The 23,275-nt window shown below is 53.8% G+C and carries 27 protein-coding genes and 1 riboswitch; of the genes, 13 read left to right on the forward strand and 14 right to left on the reverse strand.

The features are described from left to right. Nucleotides 1-140: 140 nt before the first annotated feature. Nucleotides 141-353 (reverse strand): YccJ family protein, encoded by a 213-nt coding sequence (locus H5P17_RS06455; RefSeq protein ID WP_044551947.1) that lies wholly within the window; start codon nt 351-353, stop codon nt 141-143. Between the two features lie 202 nt (nt 354-555). Here H5P17_RS06455 and H5P17_RS06460 point away from each other — a divergent pair, with 202 nt between their 5' ends. Next, on the forward strand, nt 556-795 hold the full coding sequence (locus tag H5P17_RS06460; protein WP_004945684.1) for a DUF2766 family protein: 240 nt from the start codon (nt 556-558) through the stop codon (nt 793-795). Between the two features lie 41 nt (nt 796-836). Here the strand turns inward: H5P17_RS06460 and H5P17_RS06465 are convergent, their stop codons facing one another. Continuing rightward, nucleotides 837-1,070, reverse strand: a complete 234-nt coding sequence (locus tag H5P17_RS06465) for a YobH family protein (RefSeq protein WP_020827312.1) — start codon at nt 1,068-1,070, stop codon at nt 837-839. Nucleotides 1,071-1,233: 163 nt separating this feature from the next. Here H5P17_RS06465 and H5P17_RS06470 point away from each other — a divergent pair, with 163 nt between their 5' ends. Together H5P17_RS06470 and H5P17_RS06475 are read left to right on the forward strand one after the other, a co-directional pair. Continuing rightward, a complete protein-coding gene (locus H5P17_RS06470) occupies nt 1,234-1,392 on the forward strand; it encodes a PhoP/PhoQ regulator MgrB (RefSeq protein ID WP_044551945.1) in 159 nt (52 codons plus the stop codon). 99 nt (nt 1,393-1,491) lie between these two features. Beyond that, nucleotides 1,492-1,764 (forward strand): YebO family protein, encoded by a 273-nt coding sequence (locus H5P17_RS06475; RefSeq protein WP_044551944.1) that lies wholly within the window; start codon nt 1,492-1,494, stop codon nt 1,762-1,764. 49 nt (nt 1,765-1,813) lie between these two features. On the opposite strand, the gene fos is transcribed toward H5P17_RS06475, so the two are convergent. Next, nucleotides 1,814-2,221, reverse strand: coding sequence for a fosfomycin resistance glutathione transferase (gene fos / locus H5P17_RS06480; RefSeq protein WP_182821963.1), 408 nt, complete (start codon nt 2,219-2,221; stop codon nt 1,814-1,816). 169 nt (nt 2,222-2,390) lie between these two features. Here fos and H5P17_RS06485 point away from each other — a divergent pair, with 169 nt between their 5' ends. The 3 genes from H5P17_RS06485 to H5P17_RS06495 all read left to right on the forward strand — a co-directional run bounded on the left by H5P17_RS06485 (nt 2,391) and on the right by H5P17_RS06495 (nt 4,553). Further along, nucleotides 2,391-2,705, forward strand: coding sequence for a phage protein NinX family protein (locus H5P17_RS06485; RefSeq protein WP_182821965.1), 315 nt, complete (start codon nt 2,391-2,393; stop codon nt 2,703-2,705). Between the two features lie 67 nt (nt 2,706-2,772). Further along, complete coding sequence (locus H5P17_RS06490) at nt 2,773-3,009, forward strand: DUF4060 family protein (RefSeq protein WP_020827308.1); 237 nt, start codon at nt 2,773-2,775, stop codon at nt 3,007-3,009. 176 nt (nt 3,010-3,185) lie between these two features. Beyond that, complete coding sequence (locus H5P17_RS06495) at nt 3,186-4,553, forward strand: amino acid permease (RefSeq protein ID WP_182822112.1); 1,368 nt, start codon at nt 3,186-3,188, stop codon at nt 4,551-4,553. Nucleotides 4,554-4,591: 38 nt separating this feature from the next. Here H5P17_RS06495 and H5P17_RS06500 read toward each other — a convergent pair whose 3' ends face one another. Continuing rightward, entirely contained in the window at nt 4,592-4,882 is a 291-nt protein-coding gene (locus H5P17_RS06500; RefSeq protein ID WP_044551939.1) for a hypothetical protein, read from the reverse strand. A gap of 222 nt (nt 4,883-5,104) precedes the next feature. Here H5P17_RS06500 and H5P17_RS06505 point away from each other — a divergent pair, with 222 nt between their 5' ends. The 3 genes from H5P17_RS06505 to cspE all read left to right on the forward strand — a co-directional run bounded on the left by H5P17_RS06505 (nt 5,105) and on the right by cspE (nt 7,350). Next, on the forward strand, nt 5,105-6,103 hold the full coding sequence (locus tag H5P17_RS06505; protein ID WP_182821967.1) for an MBL fold metallo-hydrolase: 999 nt from the start codon (nt 5,105-5,107) through the stop codon (nt 6,101-6,103). 879 nt (nt 6,104-6,982) lie between these two features. Beyond that, nucleotides 6,983-7,099: a DUF2627 domain-containing protein gene (locus H5P17_RS06510; RefSeq protein WP_071593021.1), complete on the forward strand. Its 117-nt coding sequence runs from the start codon at nt 6,983-6,985 to the stop codon at nt 7,097-7,099. Nucleotides 7,100-7,140: 41 nt separating this feature from the next. Beyond that, entirely contained in the window at nt 7,141-7,350 is a 210-nt protein-coding gene (gene cspE / locus H5P17_RS06515; protein WP_002221949.1) for a transcription antiterminator/RNA stability regulator CspE, read from the forward strand. Nucleotides 7,351-7,402: 52 nt separating this feature from the next. On the opposite strand, the gene pgeF is transcribed toward cspE, so the two are convergent. Beyond that, nucleotides 7,403-8,119, reverse strand: a complete 717-nt coding sequence (pgeF, locus tag H5P17_RS06520; RefSeq protein ID WP_182821969.1) for a peptidoglycan editing factor PgeF — start codon at nt 8,117-8,119, stop codon at nt 7,403-7,405. 143 nt (nt 8,120-8,262) lie between these two features. On the opposite strand from pgeF, the gene rlmA reads away from it, so the two are divergent. Continuing rightward, nucleotides 8,263-9,084, forward strand: a complete 822-nt coding sequence (gene rlmA, locus H5P17_RS06525) for a 23S rRNA (guanine(745)-N(1))-methyltransferase (RefSeq protein WP_182821970.1) — start codon at nt 8,263-8,265, stop codon at nt 9,082-9,084. 63 nt (nt 9,085-9,147) lie between these two features. Here rlmA and mntP read toward each other — a convergent pair whose 3' ends face one another. The 5 genes from mntP to manX form a co-directional block, all read right to left on the reverse strand. Beyond that, nucleotides 9,148-9,717 (reverse strand): manganese efflux pump MntP, encoded by a 570-nt coding sequence (gene mntP, locus H5P17_RS06530; RefSeq protein ID WP_182821972.1) that lies wholly within the window; start codon nt 9,715-9,717, stop codon nt 9,148-9,150. 7 nt (nt 9,718-9,724) lie between these two features. Continuing rightward, nucleotides 9,725-9,912: riboswitch (yybP-ykoY riboswitch) on the reverse strand. Nucleotides 9,913-10,133: 221 nt separating this feature from the next. Continuing rightward, nucleotides 10,134-10,592: a DUF986 family protein gene (locus H5P17_RS06535; protein ID WP_182821974.1), complete on the reverse strand. Its 459-nt coding sequence runs from the start codon at nt 10,590-10,592 to the stop codon at nt 10,134-10,136. Nucleotides 10,593-10,804: 212 nt separating this feature from the next. Next, nucleotides 10,805-11,647, reverse strand: a complete 843-nt coding sequence (locus H5P17_RS06540; RefSeq protein WP_012145539.1) for a PTS mannose transporter subunit IID — start codon at nt 11,645-11,647, stop codon at nt 10,805-10,807. Between the two features lie 15 nt (nt 11,648-11,662). Next, nucleotides 11,663-12,463 carry a PTS mannose/fructose/sorbose transporter subunit IIC gene (locus H5P17_RS06545; RefSeq protein WP_182821976.1) on the reverse strand — a complete coding sequence of 267 codons (801 nt, stop codon included), beginning with the start codon at nt 12,461-12,463 and terminating at the stop codon, nt 11,663-11,665. A 55-nt stretch (nt 12,464-12,518) separates the two neighbouring features. Continuing rightward, complete coding sequence (gene manX, locus H5P17_RS06550; protein ID WP_182821977.1) at nt 12,519-13,490, reverse strand: PTS mannose transporter subunit IIAB; 972 nt, start codon at nt 13,488-13,490, stop codon at nt 12,519-12,521. Nucleotides 13,491-14,065: 575 nt separating this feature from the next. On the opposite strand from manX, the gene H5P17_RS06555 reads away from it, so the two are divergent. Further along, nucleotides 14,066-15,610: a TerC family protein gene (locus tag H5P17_RS06555; RefSeq protein WP_182821979.1), complete on the forward strand. Its 1,545-nt coding sequence runs from the start codon at nt 14,066-14,068 to the stop codon at nt 15,608-15,610. Between the two features lie 15 nt (nt 15,611-15,625). Here H5P17_RS06555 and H5P17_RS06560 read toward each other — a convergent pair whose 3' ends face one another. The 4 genes from H5P17_RS06560 to pabB form a co-directional block, all read right to left on the reverse strand. Continuing rightward, on the reverse strand, nt 15,626-17,242 hold the full coding sequence (locus H5P17_RS06560; RefSeq protein WP_182821981.1) for an EAL domain-containing protein: 1,617 nt from the start codon (nt 17,240-17,242) through the stop codon (nt 15,626-15,628). 432 nt (nt 17,243-17,674) lie between these two features. Next, nucleotides 17,675-19,039 carry an L-serine ammonia-lyase gene (gene sdaA, locus H5P17_RS06565; RefSeq protein WP_044551889.1) on the reverse strand — a complete coding sequence of 455 codons (1,365 nt, stop codon included), beginning with the start codon at nt 19,037-19,039 and terminating at the stop codon, nt 17,675-17,677. Nucleotides 19,040-19,484: 445 nt separating this feature from the next. Beyond that, nucleotides 19,485-20,063, reverse strand: a complete 579-nt coding sequence (locus tag H5P17_RS06570) for a CoA pyrophosphatase (RefSeq protein ID WP_182821983.1) — start codon at nt 20,061-20,063, stop codon at nt 19,485-19,487. Further along, nucleotides 20,060-21,433 carry an aminodeoxychorismate synthase component 1 gene (gene pabB, locus H5P17_RS06575; protein WP_182821984.1) on the reverse strand — a complete coding sequence of 458 codons (1,374 nt, stop codon included), beginning with the start codon at nt 21,431-21,433 and terminating at the stop codon, nt 20,060-20,062. The genes H5P17_RS06570 and pabB overlap by 4 nt, the downstream gene beginning before the upstream one ends. Nucleotides 21,434-21,937: 504 nt before the next feature. On the opposite strand from pabB, the gene H5P17_RS06580 reads away from it, so the two are divergent. Together H5P17_RS06580 and H5P17_RS06585 are read left to right on the forward strand one after the other, a co-directional pair. Continuing rightward, nucleotides 21,938-22,945 carry a glycosyltransferase gene (locus tag H5P17_RS06580; protein ID WP_182821987.1) on the forward strand — a complete coding sequence of 336 codons (1,008 nt, stop codon included), beginning with the start codon at nt 21,938-21,940 and terminating at the stop codon, nt 22,943-22,945. Nucleotides 22,946-23,008: 63 nt separating this feature from the next. Then, nucleotides 23,009-23,254 (forward strand): YoaH family protein, encoded by a 246-nt coding sequence (locus H5P17_RS06585; RefSeq protein ID WP_044551884.1) that lies wholly within the window; start codon nt 23,009-23,011, stop codon nt 23,252-23,254. Nucleotides 23,255-23,275: the final 21 nt, after the last annotated feature.

Below are 23,275 nucleotides of genomic sequence, written 5' to 3' on the forward strand. Positions count from 1 at the left end.
GAATGAATAATGCGGAAGGTGTGGGAGGTGAAGAGCCGTGATTTCAGGGAACAACATGACCCCAAGCCGGGGTTGACCGAAAACCGAAAAAGCCTGGGCGCAGCAGTGACCCGGGCTTTTTATTGGTGAGCTTGCGTGGATTAGACGTTTTTTCGCTCTACGGTTTCTTCGCCCCAGTACAGCTGGTCGGCACTGGTTTTGGTGAAAGCCAGTTGCAACGCTTCGTCACTGCCTTCCTCCCAGATTTTCTGTGCCAGAACCTCATCGTTTTTTGCCAGCTCAAAAATTGCCTCCGCGATCTCAACCGAGGTTTCACGCACGGTTGCCCAGGATTTCACATTGTGGTTTGCCATAACTTTCTCCTGTTGGGGGTGTGGCTGAAGGATGCGCCGATAAGCGCGTCGCTTAAACATTAAGTATAGGCCAATTCAACCGGGCATTTTGGCGCCCGATGCGCAATAACGTTGAAAATTCAGCGGCAAACGGCCAGGGGGCGGCAAAGCGTCAGGTGACATGCTATTCTGTGCGGCGACTGAATCAAGAAGGAAAGTAATTATGTCCGACATGCTGAGCAACGATCAGGAATTGGCCTCCGACCTGGTTGCCTGCCAACTGGTGATCAAACAGATTCTGGATGTTATCGACGTTATCGCGCCGACCGAGGTGCGCGACAAGATGGCAAGCCAGCTGAAAAGCATCGATTTCTCCACTCATCCTGCCGGCGCCGATCCCGTGACCCGCAGGGCGATCGAAAAAGCGATTGCGCTGATTGAGATGAAGTTTACCCGCAACTGATGGGGAAACCGCCGCTTAGCGACGGTTTCGGGCGGTGGTGATCAATCCACCACCGTTTCGACTTTTTTGAACAACGGACAGTCGGCCACGCCAATGACGCCGTTGTCCCCGTGCAGATACTGAGCAATCACCACATTGCGTGCGGTCATGTATTTACACTGCAATCCCAGGCCAGCCACGTTCTTGTTGCTGCCGACCAATACGCCATATCCCGAAAACAAAAATACGCCATACACCACTGCCAGTAGCAGCAACCCTTTAATCAGCTTACTCATTATGACTCCTGGTTATTTACCGTCGTTGCGATATAGCCACGCGCCGACGCAGGCTGCAACGGTAACAATCTGAAAAGTCATCGTCAAAACGGATTCTAAACGACAGGTTAAACTTCGTTTAAGTTAGCTGTGGTAGCATGGATAACAGATTATCAAGATAACAATGAGGCTGCTAAATTTGTTGCGAAAAAAAGTCCTCGTGATAGTGGCGTTTCTAGCGGCCTGTCTGTTTTTTTATCTGCTGGCGCTGGATAGCTACTGCGATGAGGGAGGCTCCTTTGCGTTGGGGGTGTGTTCCGTTACCCGTTTCATTCCCTGGTGAGATGCGCAGCGGTGCATAACAATTTACTATCAGGATGTTCGTGCCCGCACCGGGAGTGCTAAGATGTCCGCCTGTTTTTAGCAGTAGATAGGGTTGTCCATGTACGATTTAGGTTTTGGTTCGAATAGCCTGCTTTCGCTGGCCCTCGCGGTGCTGGCGCTGTTGGTGGGATTATGGGTCTGGTTCCTGGTGAATCGTGCCAGTGTGCGCGCCAATGAACAGGTCCGTCTGCTGCAGGAAATTGCCGAGCAGCAGCGTCAGCAGACTGCATTGTTGAAAAGCCTGGCGCAAAGCGCACGTGGCGATAGCCTAACCGACGATGACGATCTCAGCCCGGCGCTGGATTTCAAAGGTTTTATCCCCGAGCGTTAATCAAACTTTCTGCCGGGTGGCGTGCCGCAGTGTGTGCCACCCGCATCGCCTAGAAAAACTCCATTCCCTGATAGGGCATTGCGCGACACGCCGCCAACCGACTGGCCAGATCGCCGCCGTGAATTTCCAATTGGTGTCCGTCCGGATCAAGAAAGTACAGCGACTCCCCCTCGCTACGGTTGGTTTTCCACTCCTCAACCCCTGCCTGGCGCAGCCGCGATGCAACCTTGGCAAAATCTGCCGGTTCCACGCTGAACGCATAATGGGTGTAATCCTTCGCTGAATTTATGGCTCGCGCCTCGTCCCATGATAAACACAGCCATAGCTCCCCCAGGGACAGGTAGGCGCCATGCTGCCAGCGAGCATGCGGGGCAAAACCCAACAGGTCGCTGTAAAAATTGAAGCTGCGGTTGACGTCGCTTACTGCAAGCGTCAGATGGTTGAGGCCAGTCAACATGTCGGCATTCCTGCGCAAGAAAACAGGGAAAAAGTGTAATCAGCGCTCAGGAAAAGATAAAGCCGAAAAAACATTAGTAGAGATAATGTGGAAAGCCCTCGCGTTGTCATAAATCTGTCGTATTGGCATCGTAATGTAGCGCCAACTCTACGAAAGATGGATAAAGCCGATGATTAAATGGTATGAAGAAAGCGACGCCGAGGTGAACCGTAGCATTGCGTTGATCACCGGAGAAAATCCGGATAAATGGTATCCCTACGGCGGCGTGAAAGGTAAAGACTATTGCAAGAATCCCTCCGATGCCTGGCCGATTATCTGCGCCAATAAAATCAGCCTGAATGCCGACAGCCAGGGCGATAATCCCCAGTGGCAGGCGAGCATGATCACCCAACGCGGCGAATGGCAGGCAGACAGCAGCAGCCCGCTGCGCGCGGCAATGATCTGCTTTTTACTGAGTCAGCAAACCAACGAGCTGGTCCGTTGAAACACCAGAATTACTGATGATTTTTCCCTTTTTATGACAACAGAACTGTCTCTGGCGGAGCCTGTTTATGAAGCGCATTATTAAAGGTGATAAAAACTTGTCTCATCTGGTGATTGCCCACGCGGCAATCGATCGTCATGCCGAAAGCTTTGGTCAGCGCCGACAGGGCTGGCCGTCAACCTACCTGATAAAATATCAAAACGATCGCGTGGCGGTAGAGGTGGTAACACGCCGCCAGTCCTACGTCGCCACGCTGATGATTGGTGCCCGCAACCTGACCAAACTTTGCGGTCTGTCCAGCTAAAAACCTGCCTTTACTGCCGTTAGTCCCAGCATAAAATAGCGCCTTGGCCGACGTCGCCGGGGTGCTTCTCCTTGATGCTCACGGGGTTAAGTGTTAAAAAGCCGCCCGCAGATACATTTATTGAATGGCGAAATCTTGTGCAACAGCGTCAGGATCCCACGCCATATGAGGATAAGATGGGCGGTCAGCAGCAGGATACCCCGCTAAAACGCGGTTTAAAAAACAGACACATACAACTTATCGCCCTGGGCGGCGCCATTGGCACCGGCCTGTTTCTCGGCATTGCGCAGACCATTAAAATGGCCGGTCCTTCGGTCTTGCTGGGCTATGCCATCGGCGGGTTCATTGCCTTCCTGATTATGCGTCAGCTGGGGGAGATGGTGGTCGAGGAGCCGGTTGCCGGGTCGTTCAGCCACTTCGCTTATAAATATTGGGGCGATTTCGCCGGTTTTCTTTCCGGTTGGAACTACTGGGCGATGTTCATTTTGGTCGGCATGGCCGAACTGACCGCCGTCGGTATTTATATTCAGTACTGGTGGCCGGACATCCCGACCTGGGTTTCCGCCGCGGTGTTCTTTGTTCTGATTAATTTGATCAACCTGGTCAATGTCCGACTGTATGGCGAGACCGAGTTTTGGTTTGCCATCATCAAGGTGGTGGCGATTGTCGGTATGATCCTGTTCGGTGCCTGGCTGCTGGCCAGCGGCAACGGCGGTCCGCAAGCCAGCCTCAACAACCTGTGGGAGCAGGGGGGCTTTATGCCGCACGGCATCAGCGGGCTGGTGATGGCGATGGCGGTGATCATGTTCTCGTTCGGCGGCCTGGAGATGGTCGGTATTACCGCGGCCGAAGCCGCCGATCCGCGCCGCAGTATCCCCAAGGCCACCAATCAGGTGGTGTACCGCATCCTGATTTTTTATATTGGTTCGCTAACGGTCCTGCTGTCGCTTTATCCGTGGGACAAAGTGGTCGAGGGTGGCAGCCCGTTCGTGATGATCTTCCATGCGTTGGACAGCAGCCTGGTGGCGACCCTGCTTAACGTGGTGGTCCTGACGGCGGCGCTGTCGGTGTACAATAGCGGCGTCTACGCCAACAGCCGCATGCTGTTCGGCCTGGCTACGCAGGGCAATGCGCCCAAGGCGTTGACCCGGGTGAACAAGCGTGGCGTGCCAGTGTTGTCGATTGCGCTGTCGGCGCTGGTGACCTCTGTCGGCGTTCTGATCAACTATGTGATGCCCGGCAAGGCGTTTGAATTGCTGATGGCGCTGGTGGTGTCCACGCTGGTGATTAACTGGGTGATGATTTGCCTCGCGCATTTGCGCTTTCGCGCGGCGAAAAACCGTCAGGGCGTGATCCCGAGCTTTAAGGCGCTGTGGTATCCGTTCGGCAACTATTTGTGCCTGGTGTTCCTCAGTCTGATCCTGGTGATCATGTATTTCAGCGAGGGGATCCGTATCTCGGTGTTGCTGATGCCGGTGTGGATCTTGCTGTTGTGGGTAGGGTTCAAGTTGACGCGTCGCAAAGGCACTAACGTTAGGCGTTAAGGTTTAAGGGAGGCGCATTTTGCGCCTCCGATTCACATTTAGCCGCGTGGCATGAAGGCATTGCCCGGTGCGGATCGGCCCAATCCCAACAGCTTCCTGCACAGCAGGAATACCGTGGTGATGACATCGATAGCGACCACGCTAAGCATCAACACGGCCAGCATGAAAAAACTCACCATCGCGCCAAACAACAGCACCACCGGTGCCGGCATTCGTACGCGGCGCAGCTTCATCGCGGCATACATTTTCCAATACTGCATCTGCGCCAGCATCGCGCTACGGATACGGCCCATGCGAACACGTGATTTGCGTGATGTAGAACGGCTCATAACTTCTCCTTTTCTGAATGTCCTATAAGTAAAACACAAGGATCTTAAGAGATGCTTAACAGGCTCTAGGCGGCCCTGGCATTCTCACAGGGACTGTGACACTACAATATCCCAAAAGGTCCCCGCTGAGATGAGCACGGTTCACAAAGCGCACCTATCGACTATCTTGTTATGTTATCGAATCAGCCCGTGCAGGGTGTCCGCAGTGGTCGGGAGAGCAACTTGAAGATAACCAATCGTTACTATGATGCCGGCAAAGCGCACCATACCCCGCAAGGCTTTCGTAACCCGGAGCCTACTCTGCGCCGGGAAGGGGATTTGAAGCGCTGGCAGGATGAGCGCAAGCAGCAAGGCTTGCCCAAGCCGCCGCAAATGGGTTACCAACAGTTTACCCAACGCTGGTGGCAGCAGGCCGATCTCAGCGGTAGCGACAACGGTATCTGGTGGTTGGGGCATGCCTCAATGCTGCTGCGTCTTGAGGGCCGTTATATCCTGATTGACCCGGTATTGTCGCAGCGCGCATCGCCGTTAAGTTTTTATGGGCCGAAGCGCAAGACCCCAACGCCGCTGACGGTACAGCAGTTACCGACGGTAGATGTGGTATTGATCTCGCATAACCACTATGACCATCTCGATCGGCGCACCATCAGGCAGTTGGCGCGCCGTTTTCCGCACGCGACCTTTATCGTCCCGTTGGGGTTGAAGAGTTGGTTTCGGCGTTATCGCCTGCAACGGGTCGAGGAGCTGGACTGGTGGGATAGCCTGCAGTTGGGTGACCTGACGTTTCACAGTACGCCGGCGCGCCACTGGAGCATGCGCACCCTGTGGGACCGCAATCGCTCTTTATGGTGCGGTTGGGTGATTCATCATCCGGCACTGCGTTTCTATTTTTCGGGCGACAGCGGCTATTCGGAGCGGCTGGCGGAGATTGGCGCTCGTTTAGGGCCGTTCGACGTGGCGGCGTTGCCGATAGGCGCTTATGCACCACGTTGGTTCATGCAGGAACAGCATATGGATCCGCAACAGTCGGTGACGTTGTATCAGCAATTAAATGCGCCGAAGGTCATTCCAATCCATTGGGGGGTTTTTGAATTAGCCGATGAGTCATTGGATGAGCCGCCGCAGCAATTAAAACTGGCGTTGAGTTTTGCCGGGATAGAGCAACATCGGTTCCGGCCAATTAAAATTGGCGAGCGTATCCTGCTTGAGCCTAACTCTTAAGCGTTAATCCGTGGCAAACGGGGCTGCTTTCGCCTCCGCAACCGTCCGCAAGCCAGTCCCACCGCAGGTTGTAGCGATGTGTCCGGCTTGCCGGACGGCAATATCCGCAGCTTGGCCTAACCGGTTGACCTGAATAGGACCGACGCGTGATAAAAGATAAAATAAATACGTCAATTCGCCGTTGCTCTTGAACGCGCAAATACCCGCTCGGTTTTTAAGATTTAATTTCGCTATAGGTTCGCACTAACCTCAAGGTTATTGCCGTTATTTAACGGCGTTGCGGGGGATGTATTTCTCTGTGGATGCACGACGACAGTGCGTAAATTCTGATTTTGCATGCTTATGCACCCAAAAGTGGCACGCTATTTGATTTTCATGGTAGTGCGTCGGCTGCATAAATTGTGGTCAGTCGGAGAGCCTGGCAATAATTTATCCTGGTATTATTGTGCTGTTGCAGGTGAAGGGATTGCCGAGGAGTGGGCTATGCCAGCGTTGAGCCGTCCGGATGGCAACCCAATGGTCGGATCAGCCGGTCTCCAATGCGCCCGTTCATCGATATTCAAATGTCGTATAAGAAATTCCATAAAGATTCAAATTTTTTAACGTTCTAAGCGTCTGGCTGGGGTTATATGTTGCAACATTCATGAGTCAATCGGATGAAAGAATTGTTAAAATTCAGCCAGGATGCGGAGTGTAGCGCCGTGTAAGTGTTAAGCAGAAAATAGCTAAGGCTTCAACATCTTTTAGCCTATTTAAGCTTATGTTGCTCTCGACCGTTTCAAATATGTGCGACAGCTCCATCAGTGATTAAAAATGGCTTGCCATCGAATACAGAGTATGTGATAACGCATCTGGGTAAAACGAGGTACAGTTCTGTATATGTGTGGCATTTTCAGTAAAGAAGTTCTGAGTAAAAACGTTAGCGTTGAATACCGCTTCTCTGCCGATCCTTATCTTAGTGCCTCAAGCAGTAACGACTCTAGTTTGTCTATGTAACGCCTACGGGCGGTTTAAACAATCCAAAGGAAATACTCAAGATGGCAAAGATCAAAGGTCAAGTTAAGTGGTTCAACGAATCTAAAGGTTTCGGTTTCATCACTCCAGCTGACGGCAGCAAAGACGTGTTCGTACACTTCTCTGCAATCCAGGGTAACGGCTTCAAAACCCTGGCTGAAGGCCAGAACGTTGAGTTCGAAATCCAAGATGGCCAGAAAGGCCCATCTGCAGTAAACGTTACTGCAATCTAATCAGCGTCAGCTGTACAAAAAACCCGCCTTGGTGCGGGTTTTTTCGTTTCTGTTATTCGCCGGTGATAATAATGGCCGCGTACTGATTGCGTCCGGTGATGCCAGGGTGACTGGGATCCTGTTCGCGTCGATGGCTGTTGCGCCGATAGCTGGTGTATTTAAACCGCTGTGGCTGGAGCGGGTCGGTATTCGGCGTGCAGATAGTGCAGCTCCCGGCATGATCCACGGCGGCGAACCCCAGTTCACGCAGTTTGGATTCGGCGATGGCGGCCAGATCCAGGTGACGATAGTGGGGGCTGATTAAGCTGGCGGGCAGCGGTAACTGCTGTTTGAACCGCTCGACCAGTTCTTCGTTTACCTCATAACAGCATGGGCCGGCCGCAGGGCCGATAGACGCGACCCAGTTGGTGGTTGAGTCATCTAGGGCGATACGCGCCGCCAGTTGCTCCAGAACGCCATCCAGCAGCCCTCGCCAGCCGGCATGCACGGCAGCAATGGCCGAGCCGTCGTGGCGGCTGAAAATCACCGGCAGGCAGTCTGCCGTTAACACGCTGAGCAGAATGCCCGGTTGGGTGGTATAGAACCCATCGGCTTCACCGCACGCCTGTGCTGCCTGCGTGACGTCAACGATGCGTGTGCCGTGTACCTGCTTTTTTTTCGGCAGGGTGGCGCGGTAGGGCTGAAGATGCCCAGGCAGCAGCGCACTCTTGTTGCCGAAACCGTGTCGAATAGCGGGAACGCGGTTGAGAAGCGGGGAGTAATCAGTCATAAAACGTCTTTGCCTGCGTCAGAAAACTTAACGTCAGTGTAGTCAGTTTTTTTCCTGCTTGGCTAGCCCCCATGGGATGCGCCTTGCATCGCACAGAAGCCTTCTTTAGACTAGCCGCGCCGTATCTCTCTGGAACCCAAGCCATGTCTTATCAGTGCCCTCTGTGCCATCAGCCGCTTCATTTTTCCTCACCGCAATGGCGTTGCGGCGCTAACCATCAGTTTGACCGAGCCAAAGAAGGCTATGTCAACCTGCTGCCGGTACAGCACAAGCGTTCGAAGCAACCCGGCGACAGTACGGAAATGATGCAGGCGCGGCGCGTGTTTCTGGATGGCGGTTTCTATCGGCCTTTGCAGCAGCGGGTAGCCGAGCTGTTGGATGAGGCGTTGGCGCCCGATGCGCAGGCGCTGCTGGATATCGGCTGCGGCGAGGGGTACTACACGGCGGAAGTGGCTGCCCGATTGACGCAACGACGCGATATGACCCTTTATGGGCTGGATGTTGCGAAGGTGGCTATCCGCTATGCGGCCAAGCGTTATCCTGCGGTGTCATTCTGCGTAGCGTCGAGCCATCGTCTGCCGTTTGCCGACGCTTCTTTAGACGCCATTCTGCGTATTTATGCGCCCTGCAAGGCAGAAGAGCTGGCTCGGGTGGTGAAACCCGGCGGGGTCGTGGTGACGGTATCGCCTGGCCCACGTCATCTGTATCAGTTAAAAGAGCAGGTTTATCAGCAGGTGCAACTGCATGCCGAACAGAATGAGCAGTTCGCGGGCTTTGACTGTGAGCGGGTCGAGTCGCTGGCCTACCCGATGACGCTGCCGGGCGAGCAGGCAGCCAATTTGTTGCAGATGACGCCTTTTGCCTGGCGGGCTTCTCCGGAGGTCCAGCAGCGCCTGAGCGCCAGTGAAGCCTTCCCCTGTGAGACAGATTTCGTTATTGCCCTTTATCGCCGCCGGGCCGATTAACGATTCGCGCAAGCAGAAACAAAAAAACCTGCCGTTGGCAGGTTTTCTTTGCGTGCTGACGACTCAGGCGAGGTAGCCCAAATGCTCCAGCAGAATATTGACGCCGATGGCGATCAGCACCACGCCGCCAAGGATCTCAGCGCGTTTACCGAGTAACGGCCCAATAAAGCGGCCAATCATCATGCCCAGCGTCGCCAAAATCATGGTGGCCATGCCGATGGCCATGGCGGTGTGCACAATGTTCACCTGCAGGAAGGCCAGGCCGACGCCGATAGCCATAGCGTCCAGGCTGGTGGCGATGGCGGTGGCCACCAGTAGCCAGAAGCCGTGGCGCTTCACTTTTTCTTCTTCTTCCGGTCGGTTTCTGACGCCTTCGACAATCATGCGCATACCGAGAATAAACAGCAGCGAGAAGGCGACCCAGTGATCCCATTCCATGATGTATTGGCTGGCGAACAGGCCGATGCCCCAGCCGATAATCGGCGTAATGGCTTCAACCACGCCGAAGATGAGTCCGGTGCGTAGCGCTTCACGAAAACGGGGCTGATGCAGGCTGGCACCTTTGCCGATCGATGCGGCAAATGCATCCATAGACATGCCAAAAGCGAGAATGAGTGTAGCTGACAAGTTCATGTAAAATAGCCTCGGCCGGGCGGCTCCATATACACGTAACCCACCCCCAACCATACGACGGAGTTACGTGTCTATGGTCTCGCCAACCTTACCTGGCTGCCCGCACCACGTTTTAATGAATAAAACGAGTATGTTGATACGGGCGTTTCTGGCGTTTAATTGTCCAGAAACCGGCTACTCCCCAATGACGGCGCAACCATACCATATTATTTCCGTTGGCAACAACCCTTATTCCCCATGGATATTTATTTGGAATTGATAATTATTTTCATTAATGAAATATGCAAGACGGAATATAATGTAGGCGAGTGCAATAATGTTGCATAAATAATAATCAGGTAGCCTGGTGCGCTGGTGATTAATTATCCACATTCAGCGCGTGGTGAGAAAAGAGATTCTATTGGGATTGTTTTTACTTACTGATTTTCAACAAAAAAATGGTAGATCTTTTCAAGATCGTCTAATTGAGTGACCTGAATCAGCAGTCTGCGCCGCTCGAGATCTATGACCAGGATACCATCCTCGGATAAATTCATGGCTTTAATGCGGTTATATTCAATAAACGCATTAGCATAAAAGAAACCCTGCGCTTTAAACAGCAGCTTGGGCCAGCGGATATAGGATATGTAGACGGCGATCAGTGCTAAAGAAATAAGCAGATAGGTGGTTAATGCAGCACCCTGCGTCGTGACATTACGATAAATCAGAATGGCAATCAGGCCGACAAAGATCAGACAATCAATCCGGTTACGTCGCTTTAGCTGTACCTTGAGCAGCGTTTTGCCCTTCAGCAGGTTCATCCCGAATTCGTCGTAAATCGCATACAACAGCATCAGCGCGGTGAAAATCAGTAATACGCCATCGGTCAGCGACATCTTTCAACTCCACAAAAAAAACCGGGGGTTGCCCCCCGGCGAGACTGCTGACAAACATATAATGTTTGGCGGCAGGCGCTAAAGGTTTTGAAAATAAACCAGGAAAATCAATTTATTGGTTTTCGACTGATAACACAAAGGGGGAAAAACCACGCTTTTATCCCCCTTTGTCAATAACCTGACCGGGGGTTGCCCCCCGGCGGTTAATCGTCTTACAGGCCCAGCAGGCCAACCCAGTAGCCGAAGATACCGATGGCAAAGAAGCCGATGATGATCCACAGCGCATTCACTTTCCTGCGCAGCAGCCACATACAGCCAAAGGTCAGCAGCAACGGCACCAGACCCGGCATCAGTTGGTCAAGGATGGTCTGCACCGTGGTCACCGTGGTATGCCCGGTCTGGTCGGTGATTTTGGACACCACCAGCGGAATATTCACGTGCGTCCACTTGTTAACCAATGCCCCCATGACAAACAGGCCGAGAATGGACGCTCCTTCCGTCAGTTTTTGCAGGAAGCCGCCGCCCATATCGTTAACAATATCCACCCCTTTACGGTAGCCGTAGGCCACGCCGTAATAGCGGGTCAACAGGCGCACCAGGTTGAACAGGACGAAGAACAAAATCGGACCCAGCAGGCTGCCGCTCATGGCGATACCGGCACCAAGCGCGGCGAATACCGGACGAACGGTACCCCAGAAAATCGGGTCGCCTACGCCGGCCAGAGGCCCCATCAAGCCGACTTTGATGCCGTTGATGGCCGCATCGTCGATCGGCGCACCGTTAGCGCGCTGTTCTTCCATCGCCATGGTAACGCCAAGCACCGGCGCCGCCACGTAAGGGTGGGTGTTGAAGAACTCCAGATGGCGTTTAATCGCCTGTTTGCGATCGTCGTTATTTTCCGGATACAGGCGACGGATCACCGGCACCATGGAGAAGCAAAAACCCAGCGCCTGCATACGTTCGAAGTTCCATGAACCCTGGAACAGGTTCGAACGCATAAACACACCGCGAATATCGGCTGGCGTGAGTTTCTTTTGAGCTGTTGTATCAACCATTTCTCTCACCTATTCCTAGTCCAGTTCGTTATCGAGGTCGTTGGCGCTAGCCGGGCCGGCTTGCACAACTTGTGACTTGTTGTATTTCGGGCTGAGCTGGATATACAGCACGGCCATCACCACGCCGATAACGCCGAGCGCGACCAGGTTAAAGTTGGTGAAGGCGGCGGTAACGAAGCCGAGGTAGAAGAAGGGCATCAGATAGCCGGCACGCATCATGTTGATCACCATGGCGTAACCGACTACCACGATCATCCCGCCGGCGATGTTCAGGCCGCTGGTGACGACTTCCGGGATCGAGTTAAGCAGCGCGTGAACGCCAGAGGTGCCGACCGAGATAGCGACGATAACCGCCGGGATAGCGATACGCATCGCCTGCAACAGCAGGGCGGAAATATGCAGCCAGGTGATGGCGCGCAAACTGCCGCGTTCTGCCGCACTGTCCGCTGCGTGCTGGAAGGCGACGGTCAGGGTACGCACGATGATGGTCAGAACTTGTCCGGCCGCCGCCAGCGGGATGGCCAGGGCAATACCGGCACCGACGCTTTGTCCGCCGGCAATAACCAAAATGGTGGAAATGATGGACGCCAATGCCGCATCTGGCGCAACCGCCGCACCGATGTTCATCCAGCCCAGGGCGATCATCTCCAGCGTACCGCCGATGATGATACCGGTTTTCATGTCACCGAGGATAAAACCGATCAGGGTACAGGCGACCAGCGGACGGTGAAATTGAAACTCGTCGAGAACGGAACCCATCCCGGCGATACAGGCAACGATAAATATCAGTACAATCTGAAGAGTGGTAATCTCCATTGCACTTCTCCTATGACCAAAGATCTCTGAGTAAAATAATTACTGGCTGTCGCCATTAATTGAGTTTGTTAATCAGGTCCATCATTTTTAACCGGCTGTCGGACGAGACTTTACGCACTTCCAATTCAATACCGCGCTCGTTTAATTTCTTAAACGCTTCGATATCTTTTTCGTCAACCGACACGGCATTGTTCACCTGAGTTTTGCCCTGGCGGAACGCCATGCCACCGATATTCACCGATTTGATATCCACACCGGCTTCCACCAGGCGCCAAACGTCGGTCGGGTTGGTAAACAGCAGCATCACGCGATCGCCGGCGTATTTCGGGTTATTCCACACGCGAATGGCTTTCGCTACGTCAACCACGTGTGCGGTGACGCCCGGCGGAGCAACCTGAGTCAGCAAGGTTTTGCGGACGTGGTCGGCGGCAACTTCGTCGCTGACCACGATAATGCGGCTGACGTCGGTTTCCTTGGTCCAGCGGGTCGCTACCTGGCCGTGGATCAAGCGGTCATCGATACGGGCCAGGCCGATTTTCATATGGTCATTGGGCCCCAGCGGCGCTTGTGGGGCTGCGGGTTTGGCGGCGGGAGAACTCTGCGGTGCCGCGGGCTTAACACTCTCTTCTGCCGGTTTTTTCAGCGCTTTCACGCCCTCACGGCCGGTTTCCAACGCCAGGGCGACCAATTCGTCGAAGCTGGGGTTGTCGTCTCGTGCCATGAACGTTTCCACCAGCATGGGAATGTTAACCCCGGTGACGACCTCATAGTTTTCTTTATCGACGGCGATGCGGCTGGCCGCATTGAACGGGCTGCCGCCCCAGGTATCCACCAGGAACAGGACGCCACCGCTGGTGTCTAGCCCGCTGATTTTCCCGCTGTATTTCTCGATTAACGTTTCGGCATTTTCACCGGGGACGAAATCTATAAAAGCGACGTTGTCCTGTTCGCCCAATAGCATCTCCGTCGTTTTCAGCAATTGTTCCGCTGCGGTCCCGTGTGTGCCGATGATAATAGCTATTGCCACTCGCTACCTCCTCATTGAACTTCGTGCACGGATTGTGTCGGTCTTTAGTTCATTTGCTTCCTGGCAGTCACTTCCGCGGTTCAGATACATTATGGTAGAAATCTGGAAACCCGCTCTTAACATTTCTCGCGCAGTTTCAAATGCCTGTGCGCGTTGTTCCACGTTAGCGCCATTTATTTTAGTGAGTGAAAAAATAAATTTTGTGACGTTGCTCTGTTATTGAGCGCTCGGATAAGTCCTAACTCGGTGTTTGCGGAATTAAACAACAGAGCTGTTACAAGAGAATGCAGAAGGTAAAAAAGCTTCTTTGCCGGCCAAAAAATTCCTGCTAGAGTATTTCCTCTTTCATATTTAGGAGTGAAGGGCCTCAGCCCACCCTATGGACTGTCACCGAAGTTACTGTTTTTCAAGGTTCCACCCGCCACCCGCTGGCGTTGCAAAAATCACACGGCCGCTCGGTCATTCCCCGGTACTACAATCCCGTTATCTTGCTGTTGCTGTCTGCGCTTATTCTGCGTTGGCATTCTCACGCCTGAGCCTTGCTCGGCAATCCTGTCTTTTTTCCGGAGTCTGATATGGAATTTTTAATGGACCCCTCAATTTGGGCTGGGTTACTGACACTGATCGTGTTGGAAATTGTACTGGGTATCGACAACCTGGTGTTTATCGCCATTCTGGCCGATAAGCTGCCGCCGAAGCAGCGTGATAAAGCGCGTATCCTCGGATTGTCGCTGGCGCTGTTTATGCGTTTGGGCCTGCTGTCGGTGATTTCCTGGATGGTTACGCTGACCACGCCGCTGTTTAGCGTCGCGGACTTCAGCTTCTCCGGCCGCGATCTGATCCTGCTGTTCGGTGGTGTGTTCCTGTTGTTCAAGGCCACCATGGAGTTGCACGAACGGCTGGAAGGGCAGACGCATCAGGATGGCGCCAACCGCGGTTACGCCAAGTTCTGGGCGGTGGTGGTGCAAATTGTGATCCTTGACGCAGTGTTCTCGCTCGACGCGGTGATTACCGCCGTGGGGATGGTGAACGACCTGCCGGTGATGATGACCGCCGTGGTTATCGCTATGGTAGTGATGTTGGTGGCGTCCAAACCGCTGACTAACTTCGTGAATGCGCATCCGACTATCGTGGTGCTGTGTCTGAGCTTCCTGTTGATGATCGGCTTGAGCCTGATCGCCGAAGGCTTTGGCATGCATATTCCGAAAGGTTATCTGTACGCTGCGATTGGCTTCTCGATCCTGATTGAGCTGTTTAACCAAATCGCGCGCCGTAACTTTATCAAGCATCAGGCACATCGCCCGATGCGTGAACGTACCGCCGAGGCGATCATGCGCCTGATGGGCCAACAGCGTGCGCAGCAGACGGATGAAGCGACACCGTTGCCGGTGAATGAAACCTTCGCGGAAGAAGAGCGCTATATGATCAGCGGCGTGTTGACGCTGGCTTCGCGTTCCCTGCGTAGCGTGATGACTCCGCGCACCGAAATTTCATGGGTGGATTGCGATCGTTCCCGCGAAGAGGTGCGCGAACAGCTGTTGGATACCCCACACAGCCTGTTCCCGGTTTGCCGTGATTCTCTGGATGAAATTATCGGCGTGGTTCGCGCCAAGGATCTGCTGGTGGCGGTAGAACAGGGCGAAGATATCGCCGAGTTCGCCGCGCGCACGCCGCCGATCGTGGTGCCGGAAACCATGGACGTGATTAATCTGCTGGCAGTGCTGCGTCGTGCCAAAGGGCGACTGGTGGTAGTCACCAATGAGTTCGGCGTGGTGCAGGGGCTGGTGACGCCTTTGGACGTGCTGGAAGCGATTGCCGGTGAGTTCCCCGATGAAGACGAAACGCCGGATATCGTGGTGGAAGCCAACAGCTGGCTGGTAAAAGGCGGTGCCGATATGCACTCGCTGGAGCAGGCGTTGAACTGCGAAGATCTGGTCAGCCCGACGGCGGATTACGCCACCTTGGCGGGGTTCCTGCTGGCCCATTACGGCCAAATGCCGGTGGTGGGTGACGTGGTGGAGCTGAACCGGCTGCGGTTCGAAGTCATTGAGGTGTCAGAGTACCGCATTGAGCTGGTGCGCATCACCAAAGTGGAGCCTCACGACGAGGAACATCAGTAACACAAGCCGGAGGCATCACGCCTCCGGTTTTTTTTCTTGCGCTGCCTTTTGCTCCTCCCGCTGACTCCCCGTCCGTAACCGCGATTCGTACTGCTGTAGCCACAGTGGGAATACATGGATCGGCATTGGCTTGGCAAAATAGAAGCCTTGCAGGGCATTCACGTCGTGCGAGCGCAAATATTCAACCTGTTCGGCGGTTTCTACCCCTTCAGCTACCAGTTTCAGTTTCAGGCGCTGCGCCAGCGTAATAATGGTATCGGTAACGGTGGCGTTAATGGCATCGGTACCGATGGCGGCGGTAAACCCGCGATCGATCTTCAACACGTCCGGGCTGAGTTTTTTCAGGTAGCTGAGCGAGCTGTGCCCGGTGCCAAAGTCATCTATCGCCAGCATGATGCCCATTTCCTTCAGCGTTTTAATCTGCTCATACTGAATTTCCGACAGCGCTGTGCGTTCGGTCAGCTCCAGCATCAGTGACGGCATCGGTTCGGCAGGCAGCCACAGACGGCGAATGTCATCGATGATGGTCACCGCGTTGAAATGCTCGGCGGCGACATTGATGCTGATATAAAACGACGGACGCGGCGGGAATAACTGCAGGTTTTCCACCACGGTGCTCATCAGGTAGCGGGTCAGGGGGATGATTAACCCATGCTGTTCCGCCAAGGGGATAAACACGTCCGGGGAGATCCAGCCCTGGCGTTTGTTTTTCCAGCGCAGCAGGGTTTCAACCCCAACGCAGCGGCCGGTTTCTGCGTTGATGATCGGCTGACAGTAAACGCGGAATTCGCGATGGGAGATGGCGTGTCCTATATGGTATGACAGACTCATGCGGTTGGCGGTGAGCAGGTACACCACGTAGGCTGCCAGCAGGCTGATCAACAACGACAACGGAACATGGCGCGGCAGCGCCGCCAGCGCCAGCATATTGGTCTGGGGCCCGTACAGCGAGATAGAAAAGGGGTATTGCGTCGACTTTGCGGTATAGCGCAGGTCGTTCGTCAGGCTGGCACTGCGCAGGATCTCGCGGCGGCCGTATTCCAGACTGTAGTCACCGACGTTCAGCACCACCCGTTGTGCATAGGGCTCCTGAGGCTCGAGCAGAAAGTTTGCCAGCAGTTCAATATTGAAGACGTGCAAGACGCCGTTACGGTGATTGTTGTCCTCTTCTGGTGTCCACATAATCAGGGTGGGGACACCTTTGGCGACCGACAGCGAAGGGCGCAGCGCCAGCTTCGCGCCATCGTTTGCTATTGTGGGCAAAATAGCGCTGAAAATATATTTGCGGGAACCAAACAGGCTGGAACAGTAAATAACGCCATCCTTGACCAGTAGCATTGCCCGAAGCGCCTGGTTTTGTGCGGCGCGAAAGCGCAGCGTTGGCATTACGGTTTCACAAGTGGAGGTCAGCAGGGGCATGGAGCGTTTGGCCTGTTGTTCAGCCGGGACAAGCAGATTGTTGATCTTGGTGACGGTGCGGTGGGCAAGCACCTGACGATTGTACTCGATGCTGCCGATTTCCTGGTAATAGCGGGTGTACAGCGACAGCAGCAGAATAGCCAACCCAACCGCCCCGGCCAGCAGCCAACGGTAATAGCGGTATTTGGTCACGGTAAGTTGGGTCATCAACATCGCTAAATCCTTGTTCGGTAAGCCAGCCCAGGATCACCGTCAGGCCAAACAGTCCCAAATGATACTCGGCTAATTCTAGCCTGTTGTTATACAAGAAGTGATGGTAACCCAGTAAATTATTTAAATTTGGCGAAACAGAGGGTGAAATTGCAGGTTAACCGCAGGATCAATGTGACGTTGCCGGCAGTTTTTATGAGTGACATTGTCACATGATCGGCGTTAGCGGATTGATTATCAACGCATCGCACTAAGAAAAACCCCGCCGGAAAGGCGGGGTCAGACTGCTGACAGAGTTCTTTGCAGTTAAAAGTTCTGATCTGAGGACCAATAAAAACAAAGGATTGGGTCTTCAGGTTTACCCCAAACACCCGAAAACCACGCTTTTCGGGTGTTTGTCATCAGACTAACCCCGCCGTACAGGCGGGGTCAGTATTAATCACACTGTACTTTGATGGCCAGACCGCCACGAGAGGTTTCTCGGTATTTGGCGTTCATGTCTTTGCCGGTTTCGTACATGGTTTCGATCACCTTATCCAGTGACACGCGAGGTTCGCTGGTGCGTCGCAGGGCCATGCGCGCCGAGTTGATTGCCTTCACGGAGGCAATGGCATTACGCTCGATGCAAGGCACCTGAACCTGGCCGGCAACCGGGTCACAGGTCAGCCCCAGGTTGTGTTCCATACCGATTTCTGCCGCGATGCAGACCTGTTCAGGGCTGCCACCCAGCAGTTCGGCCAAGCCGGCCGCTGCCATCGAACAGGCCACGCCCACTTCCCCCTGGCAGCCTACTTCGGCGCCGGAGATAGAAGCGTTCATTTTGTACAGCGCACCGACAGCGCCCGCCGCCATAAAGTAACGGATGTAAATATCCGGGCTGACGGATTCGATAAAGTGGTCATAGTAAGCCAACACGGCCGGGACGATGCCGCAGGCGCCGTTGGTTGGCGCGGTGACCACTCGGCCACCCGCCGCATTCTCTTCGTTGACCGCCAGCGCGAACATATTGACCCAGTCAATAACGTTCATCGGATCGCTGGACAGCTTGTCGGAGGAGACCAACAGACGACGCAATGCGGAAGCACGACGCGGTACGCGCAGTGGACCAGGCAGCACGCCTTCGGTATTCAGGCCACGGTCGATACAGGCGCGCATGGTCTGCCAGATGTTGCCGAAGTATGTTTCGATATCCTGCTTGCTGTGCAGCGCCAGTTCGTTCTGCATCACCATGCCGGACAGCGACAGCCCGGTTTCACGGCAATGCTCAAGCATTTCACGCGCATAATTGAACGGGTACGGAACGCTCAGTTCGTGCGCGTCGGTTTTGCCGAAATTCTCTTCATCGACGATAAAACCGCCGCCGATAGAATAGTAAGTCTTGCTGTAAACTTGTTTATCCCCGGCGAAGGCGTGGATTTGCATGCCGTTCTCATGCAGCGGCAGGTTATCGCTGCGGAACACCATGCCGCCGTCACGCGGGAAATCTACCTCATGCAGGCCGCTGGCCAACATCAGTCTTTGACGTTGTTCTACATCGCGAATAAAGCCCGGGATGCTATCGATATCAACGGTATCAGGCATATTGCCCGCCAGGCCGAGGATGATAGCGATATCGGTATGGTGACCTTTACCGGTCAATGAGAGTGAGCCGTAAACATCTACGGCAACACGCGTGATAGAAGGCATCAGGCCTTTATTTACCAGATCGTCGACAAACTGTTTGCCGGCTTTCATCGGTCCAACCGTATGAGAGCTGGACGGGCCGATGCCGATCTTAAACATGTCGAAAACGCTAATCACGCTAAAACTCCTTAGAGGCATATTGTTATGGCTGCATCGGTTAAAAACCGTGCAGGGAACAGCGATATTGTAAAAGGGCCGTACGGGTTCGGTTGCCTTTTTCGCATGAAATAAAATAATCCGTGGTGTCAGTCCTGTTTATGATTGCCGCAGGCGTTCGGCCAGTCGTAGAACAGCCGCCACCTAAACTCGGTTAATGGCAATCGCGCCAGCTTCCGTTGCTGAACGCGGCCGGCTTAAACCCTGCTGAAATAGTGGTTTATTCCGGACGGCGGTATTTTACAGGTATTTCGTAAGGTTGAAGAGAGGGTTTACAGTTTTTTTAAAACTCTGATAGCCAGAACGGTAGTTGAAAAAGCAAACAAATGAAGTGATGCCGATCGCTTTACCCGTGCCGCTGGTGCAGGTAACCGTTTGGCTTGTGATCGGCGTCACGAAATTAGCGCTAAATGCTGACCTGTTGCGCCAGTCGGCGAATGATGGCGGCGGTCAATCCCCAGACAAATTGGCTCTGGTACCAGGACAAATAAATACGGTGCGAATGGCCGGCACGCTGAATATCCAGCGGGTAATAGCGTGAGAGCGTCAGCGCTTCGTGCAGAGGCATTTCGAAAACGTCGGCCACTTCGTCTTCATTGGCGCTAAATTGTACGTCGGGTGAGATCAGACCGACAACCGGGGTGACCTGGAAACCGGTGCTGCTGTCGAGCGGGGCCAGTTGGCCAAGAATGGTCACCGCCTGGGGCGGGATTGCCACTTCTTCCTGGGCTTCACGTAGGGCGGTAATAATCGCCGACCCGTCTTCGGCATCGGTTTTACCGCCGGGAAACGCCACCTGGCCCGGATGTTTTCGCAAGGAATCGGCGCGCCGGGTGAGCAGCAGCGTGGGCTCAGGTCGGCAGATAATGGGTATCAGTACCGCCGCCGGGCGGACGTTATGCGAAATCTGCGATGCCTGCGGCAGTTGCAGTTGGAAGCGGCTGATAAAAGCCGCCAGCGAGGTAGGGTAACTCGGTGGGTTCACGAAGCGATGACCTCCCCCAGCTGCGGCAAAATGCGGCCGACTTTATCGAAGGTTTCCTGATATTCCGCCTGTTCCTGGCTGTCGGCCACGATACCGCCGCCGGCCGCGCAGTAAATGCGGCCCTTTTCGGTAAACAGCGTGCGGATGGTGATATTGGTGTCCATGGTGCCGCAGGCGCTGATATAGCCGATACTGCCGCAGTAGGCATTGCGCCGCTGTGGTTCCAGCTGTTCGATAATTTCCATCGCCCGTACCTTGGGCGCACCGGTAATGGATCCACCCGGGAAGCATGCGCGCAATAGCTCAGTCGCCGGCGTGTGTTCGGGCAGGATGGCGGTAATGGTACTGACCAGATGATGCACAGCCGGGAAAGGCTCTACCACGAACAACTCGGGAACTTTGACGCTGCCCGGCTCGGCGACGCGGCCGATATCGTTGCGCAGTAGATCGACAATCATCAGGTTTTCCGCGCGATCTTTGGCGGAATTCGCCAACCGTTGCGCCTGTTGCGCATCTTGCTCGGCATCGGCCAGCCGCGGCAGGGTGCCTTTGATAGGTCGGGTCTGGATCTGCCGGTTCTCCAGCCACAAAAAACGCTCGGGCGAAACGCTCAGTACGGCGTTGTCCGGAAGACGTAAAAAAGCAGAGAAGGGGGCGCGATTACTGGCGTTCAGTTGCAGAAAGGCTTGCCATTCATCACCCTGATAATCTGCGGAAAATCGCTGCGCCAGATTGATTTGGTAGCAATCGCCGCTGCGCAAATAATGCTGGATGCGTTGGAATTTTTCGCCGTACTGCTGCCGCGTCATGTTGGCTTGCCAACGGCTGACCAAGGCAAAAGCTTGCCGGGGTTCAGGCTGCTGGCTGCATAGCCACAGCCAGCGCTGTTCAACGTCCTCATAGCTAAGTAACGTCAGCGTCTTCCCGTGGTGATCGGCAATCAGCGCCCAGTCATATATCCCCACCGCCATGTCCGGCAGCGCGATATCCACCTGCGCCAACTGCGGGAGTTTTTCCACCCTGCGACCCAGATCGTAACCGAACAGCCCAAGGGCTCCTCCCTGGAACGGCAAGCCGGCATTCGCTGCCGGCTGCCAGTTTTGCCTTTCCAACTGCTGTTGCAGCAACTGGAAGGGATCTTCCTGTGATTGCTGCTCTTCCGCGCCGTTACAAATTTCTGTGATTTTCCCTCGGGTAGTCAGAGTCACTTTGGGGGCCGCGACCAAAATATCGAAACGGTTATGCGAATGTTCGGCAAAGCCGGAATGCAGCAGCATTGCCCAGGGGTGTTGAGCAAGAGGAGCAAACAGCTCCAGCAGGGTGGTGGGGGTGTAGGATAAAGATTTTAGATTCGGTGCAGTTGCGCTCATGGGCCTCAATAAACCTGACTGACGGGGCGGCTGTTTATGATGGCTATTCTGCCATATTCGCCCGATGGGCGCATGTCCTGGCATGTGTGCGTACAAAGCACAGTTCACATAAACAATGAATCAACAAATTTGCAAATGAAGCATTTTTTGCGACTTCAACTATAATCCAATATGTTAAAAAATGCGTTATCAATTAAAAGCTCGGATATATCCTATCCTTTGGAATCGATTTTTATAAAGTGAACTCCGTAATTGGTTTTATTGCGTTATTACTTTTGATTGAGATCACAAAAAATATCAGGAGAACTTATGTCATCGCCTGATAATACCGGTATCTGAACGATAACTGCCTAAAAAAGAGCACGTTTCGACTAAAACTATAAACAGTAACAAGACGCATTTAGACCCATTTTACCGCCGGGCCACTGCATTCTAATTTAATTGCACCCTGATATTTTTAAAAAATAGAAATATTCATTCGTTACTTTTTGCGAAGAGCTGCCTATGCCCCTAATGCTGAGTGTCATTGTCCCGTTACACAACGTGGGTGAACTGTTTGAGCCGTTTTTGGCCTCGCTGTTAGCCCAACAGGAGCGGCGGCTGGAGGTGATCATCGTCAACGATGGATCCACCGACGGCTCCGGTGATATCGCCCACCGCTATGCTCAACGGTATCCTCATATTACCGTTATTGACCAGCTTAATGCGGGCGTATCCTGTGCGCGCAATGCCGGGTTGGCTGTAGCACGCGGAAAATATGTGGCATTTCCTGACGCCGATGATTTACTGGCGCCGGAAATGTACGCAACCCTGATTGAAATGGCTGAAGAAAATCAATTGGATGTCATGCAGTGCAACGGTGAACGTTATTTCACCGGGCAAGATGAACTGCAACCGATTATTCCGCAAAACCGCTTGGGCGACACTGGCGTTATTAGCGGAGTGAAATGGTTGGAACGTGCGCTAAAATCGAGAAAATTTATTCATGTGGTCTGGCTGGCGGTATATCGCCTTGATTTTATTAAACAGCATCGGTTGTATTTTGAACCGGGTTTGCACCACCAGGATATTCCCTGGACCACCGAGGTGATGTTTAATGCGCAGCGGGTGAAATATCTAAGTAAAACGTTGTATCGCCAACGAGTGCACGATAAATCGATCAGCAACCGTCGTCGAACCGGTCAGGCCAACGTCGAATATCAACGCCATTATATGAAAATAGTGGAGATGCTGGTGGCGCTGAACCAGCGCTATGCGCGGAAAATCAGTATCCGCCCGGCTTTTCACTGGCAGATCACCCGTGAAGCCCTAGGGATCTGTCACAGTATTCGCCGCGAACCCGAACTGGCGGCGCAGTGCCGGATCACCGATGAGTTCTATCAGCGTGGTATCGATCGGGCGATGGCCACCAATGCGCGCGGCCTCAAGCAGAATTGGCACGTCATGCTCTGGTTACACCGCCTGAAACAGTGGCGACATGGCGATCATTGCTCACAACCCGCCGCTGAATAACAGGCGTTGGGATCCGCCGGTTTAAGGGGTATACTCGCCCTCCATTTTACCGGAGAGAAACACATGCTTGCAGGTATGCCGTCGTTAAGCCATCTAGAGCAGCAGGAAGCTGCGGATCGTATCCATCAGCTGATGGAACAAGGCATGAGCAGTGGTGAAGCCATCGCGCGCGTCGCGCAGGAAATCCGCGAAAAACATCAGGGTGACCAGGTCAGCGTGATGTTCGATGACGAAGATGACGATGAAGAGTATCAGGAACGCCCGGAAGACCAGGGTGATGACGACTCGGAAGAAGACGAAAACTATTGATGTTGCAGGGGCCGGCCAGCC

The sequence above is a fragment of the Serratia sp. OS31 genome, assembly GCF_014164835.1.
Lineage (GTDB): Bacteria > Pseudomonadota > Gammaproteobacteria > Enterobacterales > Enterobacteriaceae > Serratia > Serratia liquefaciens_A.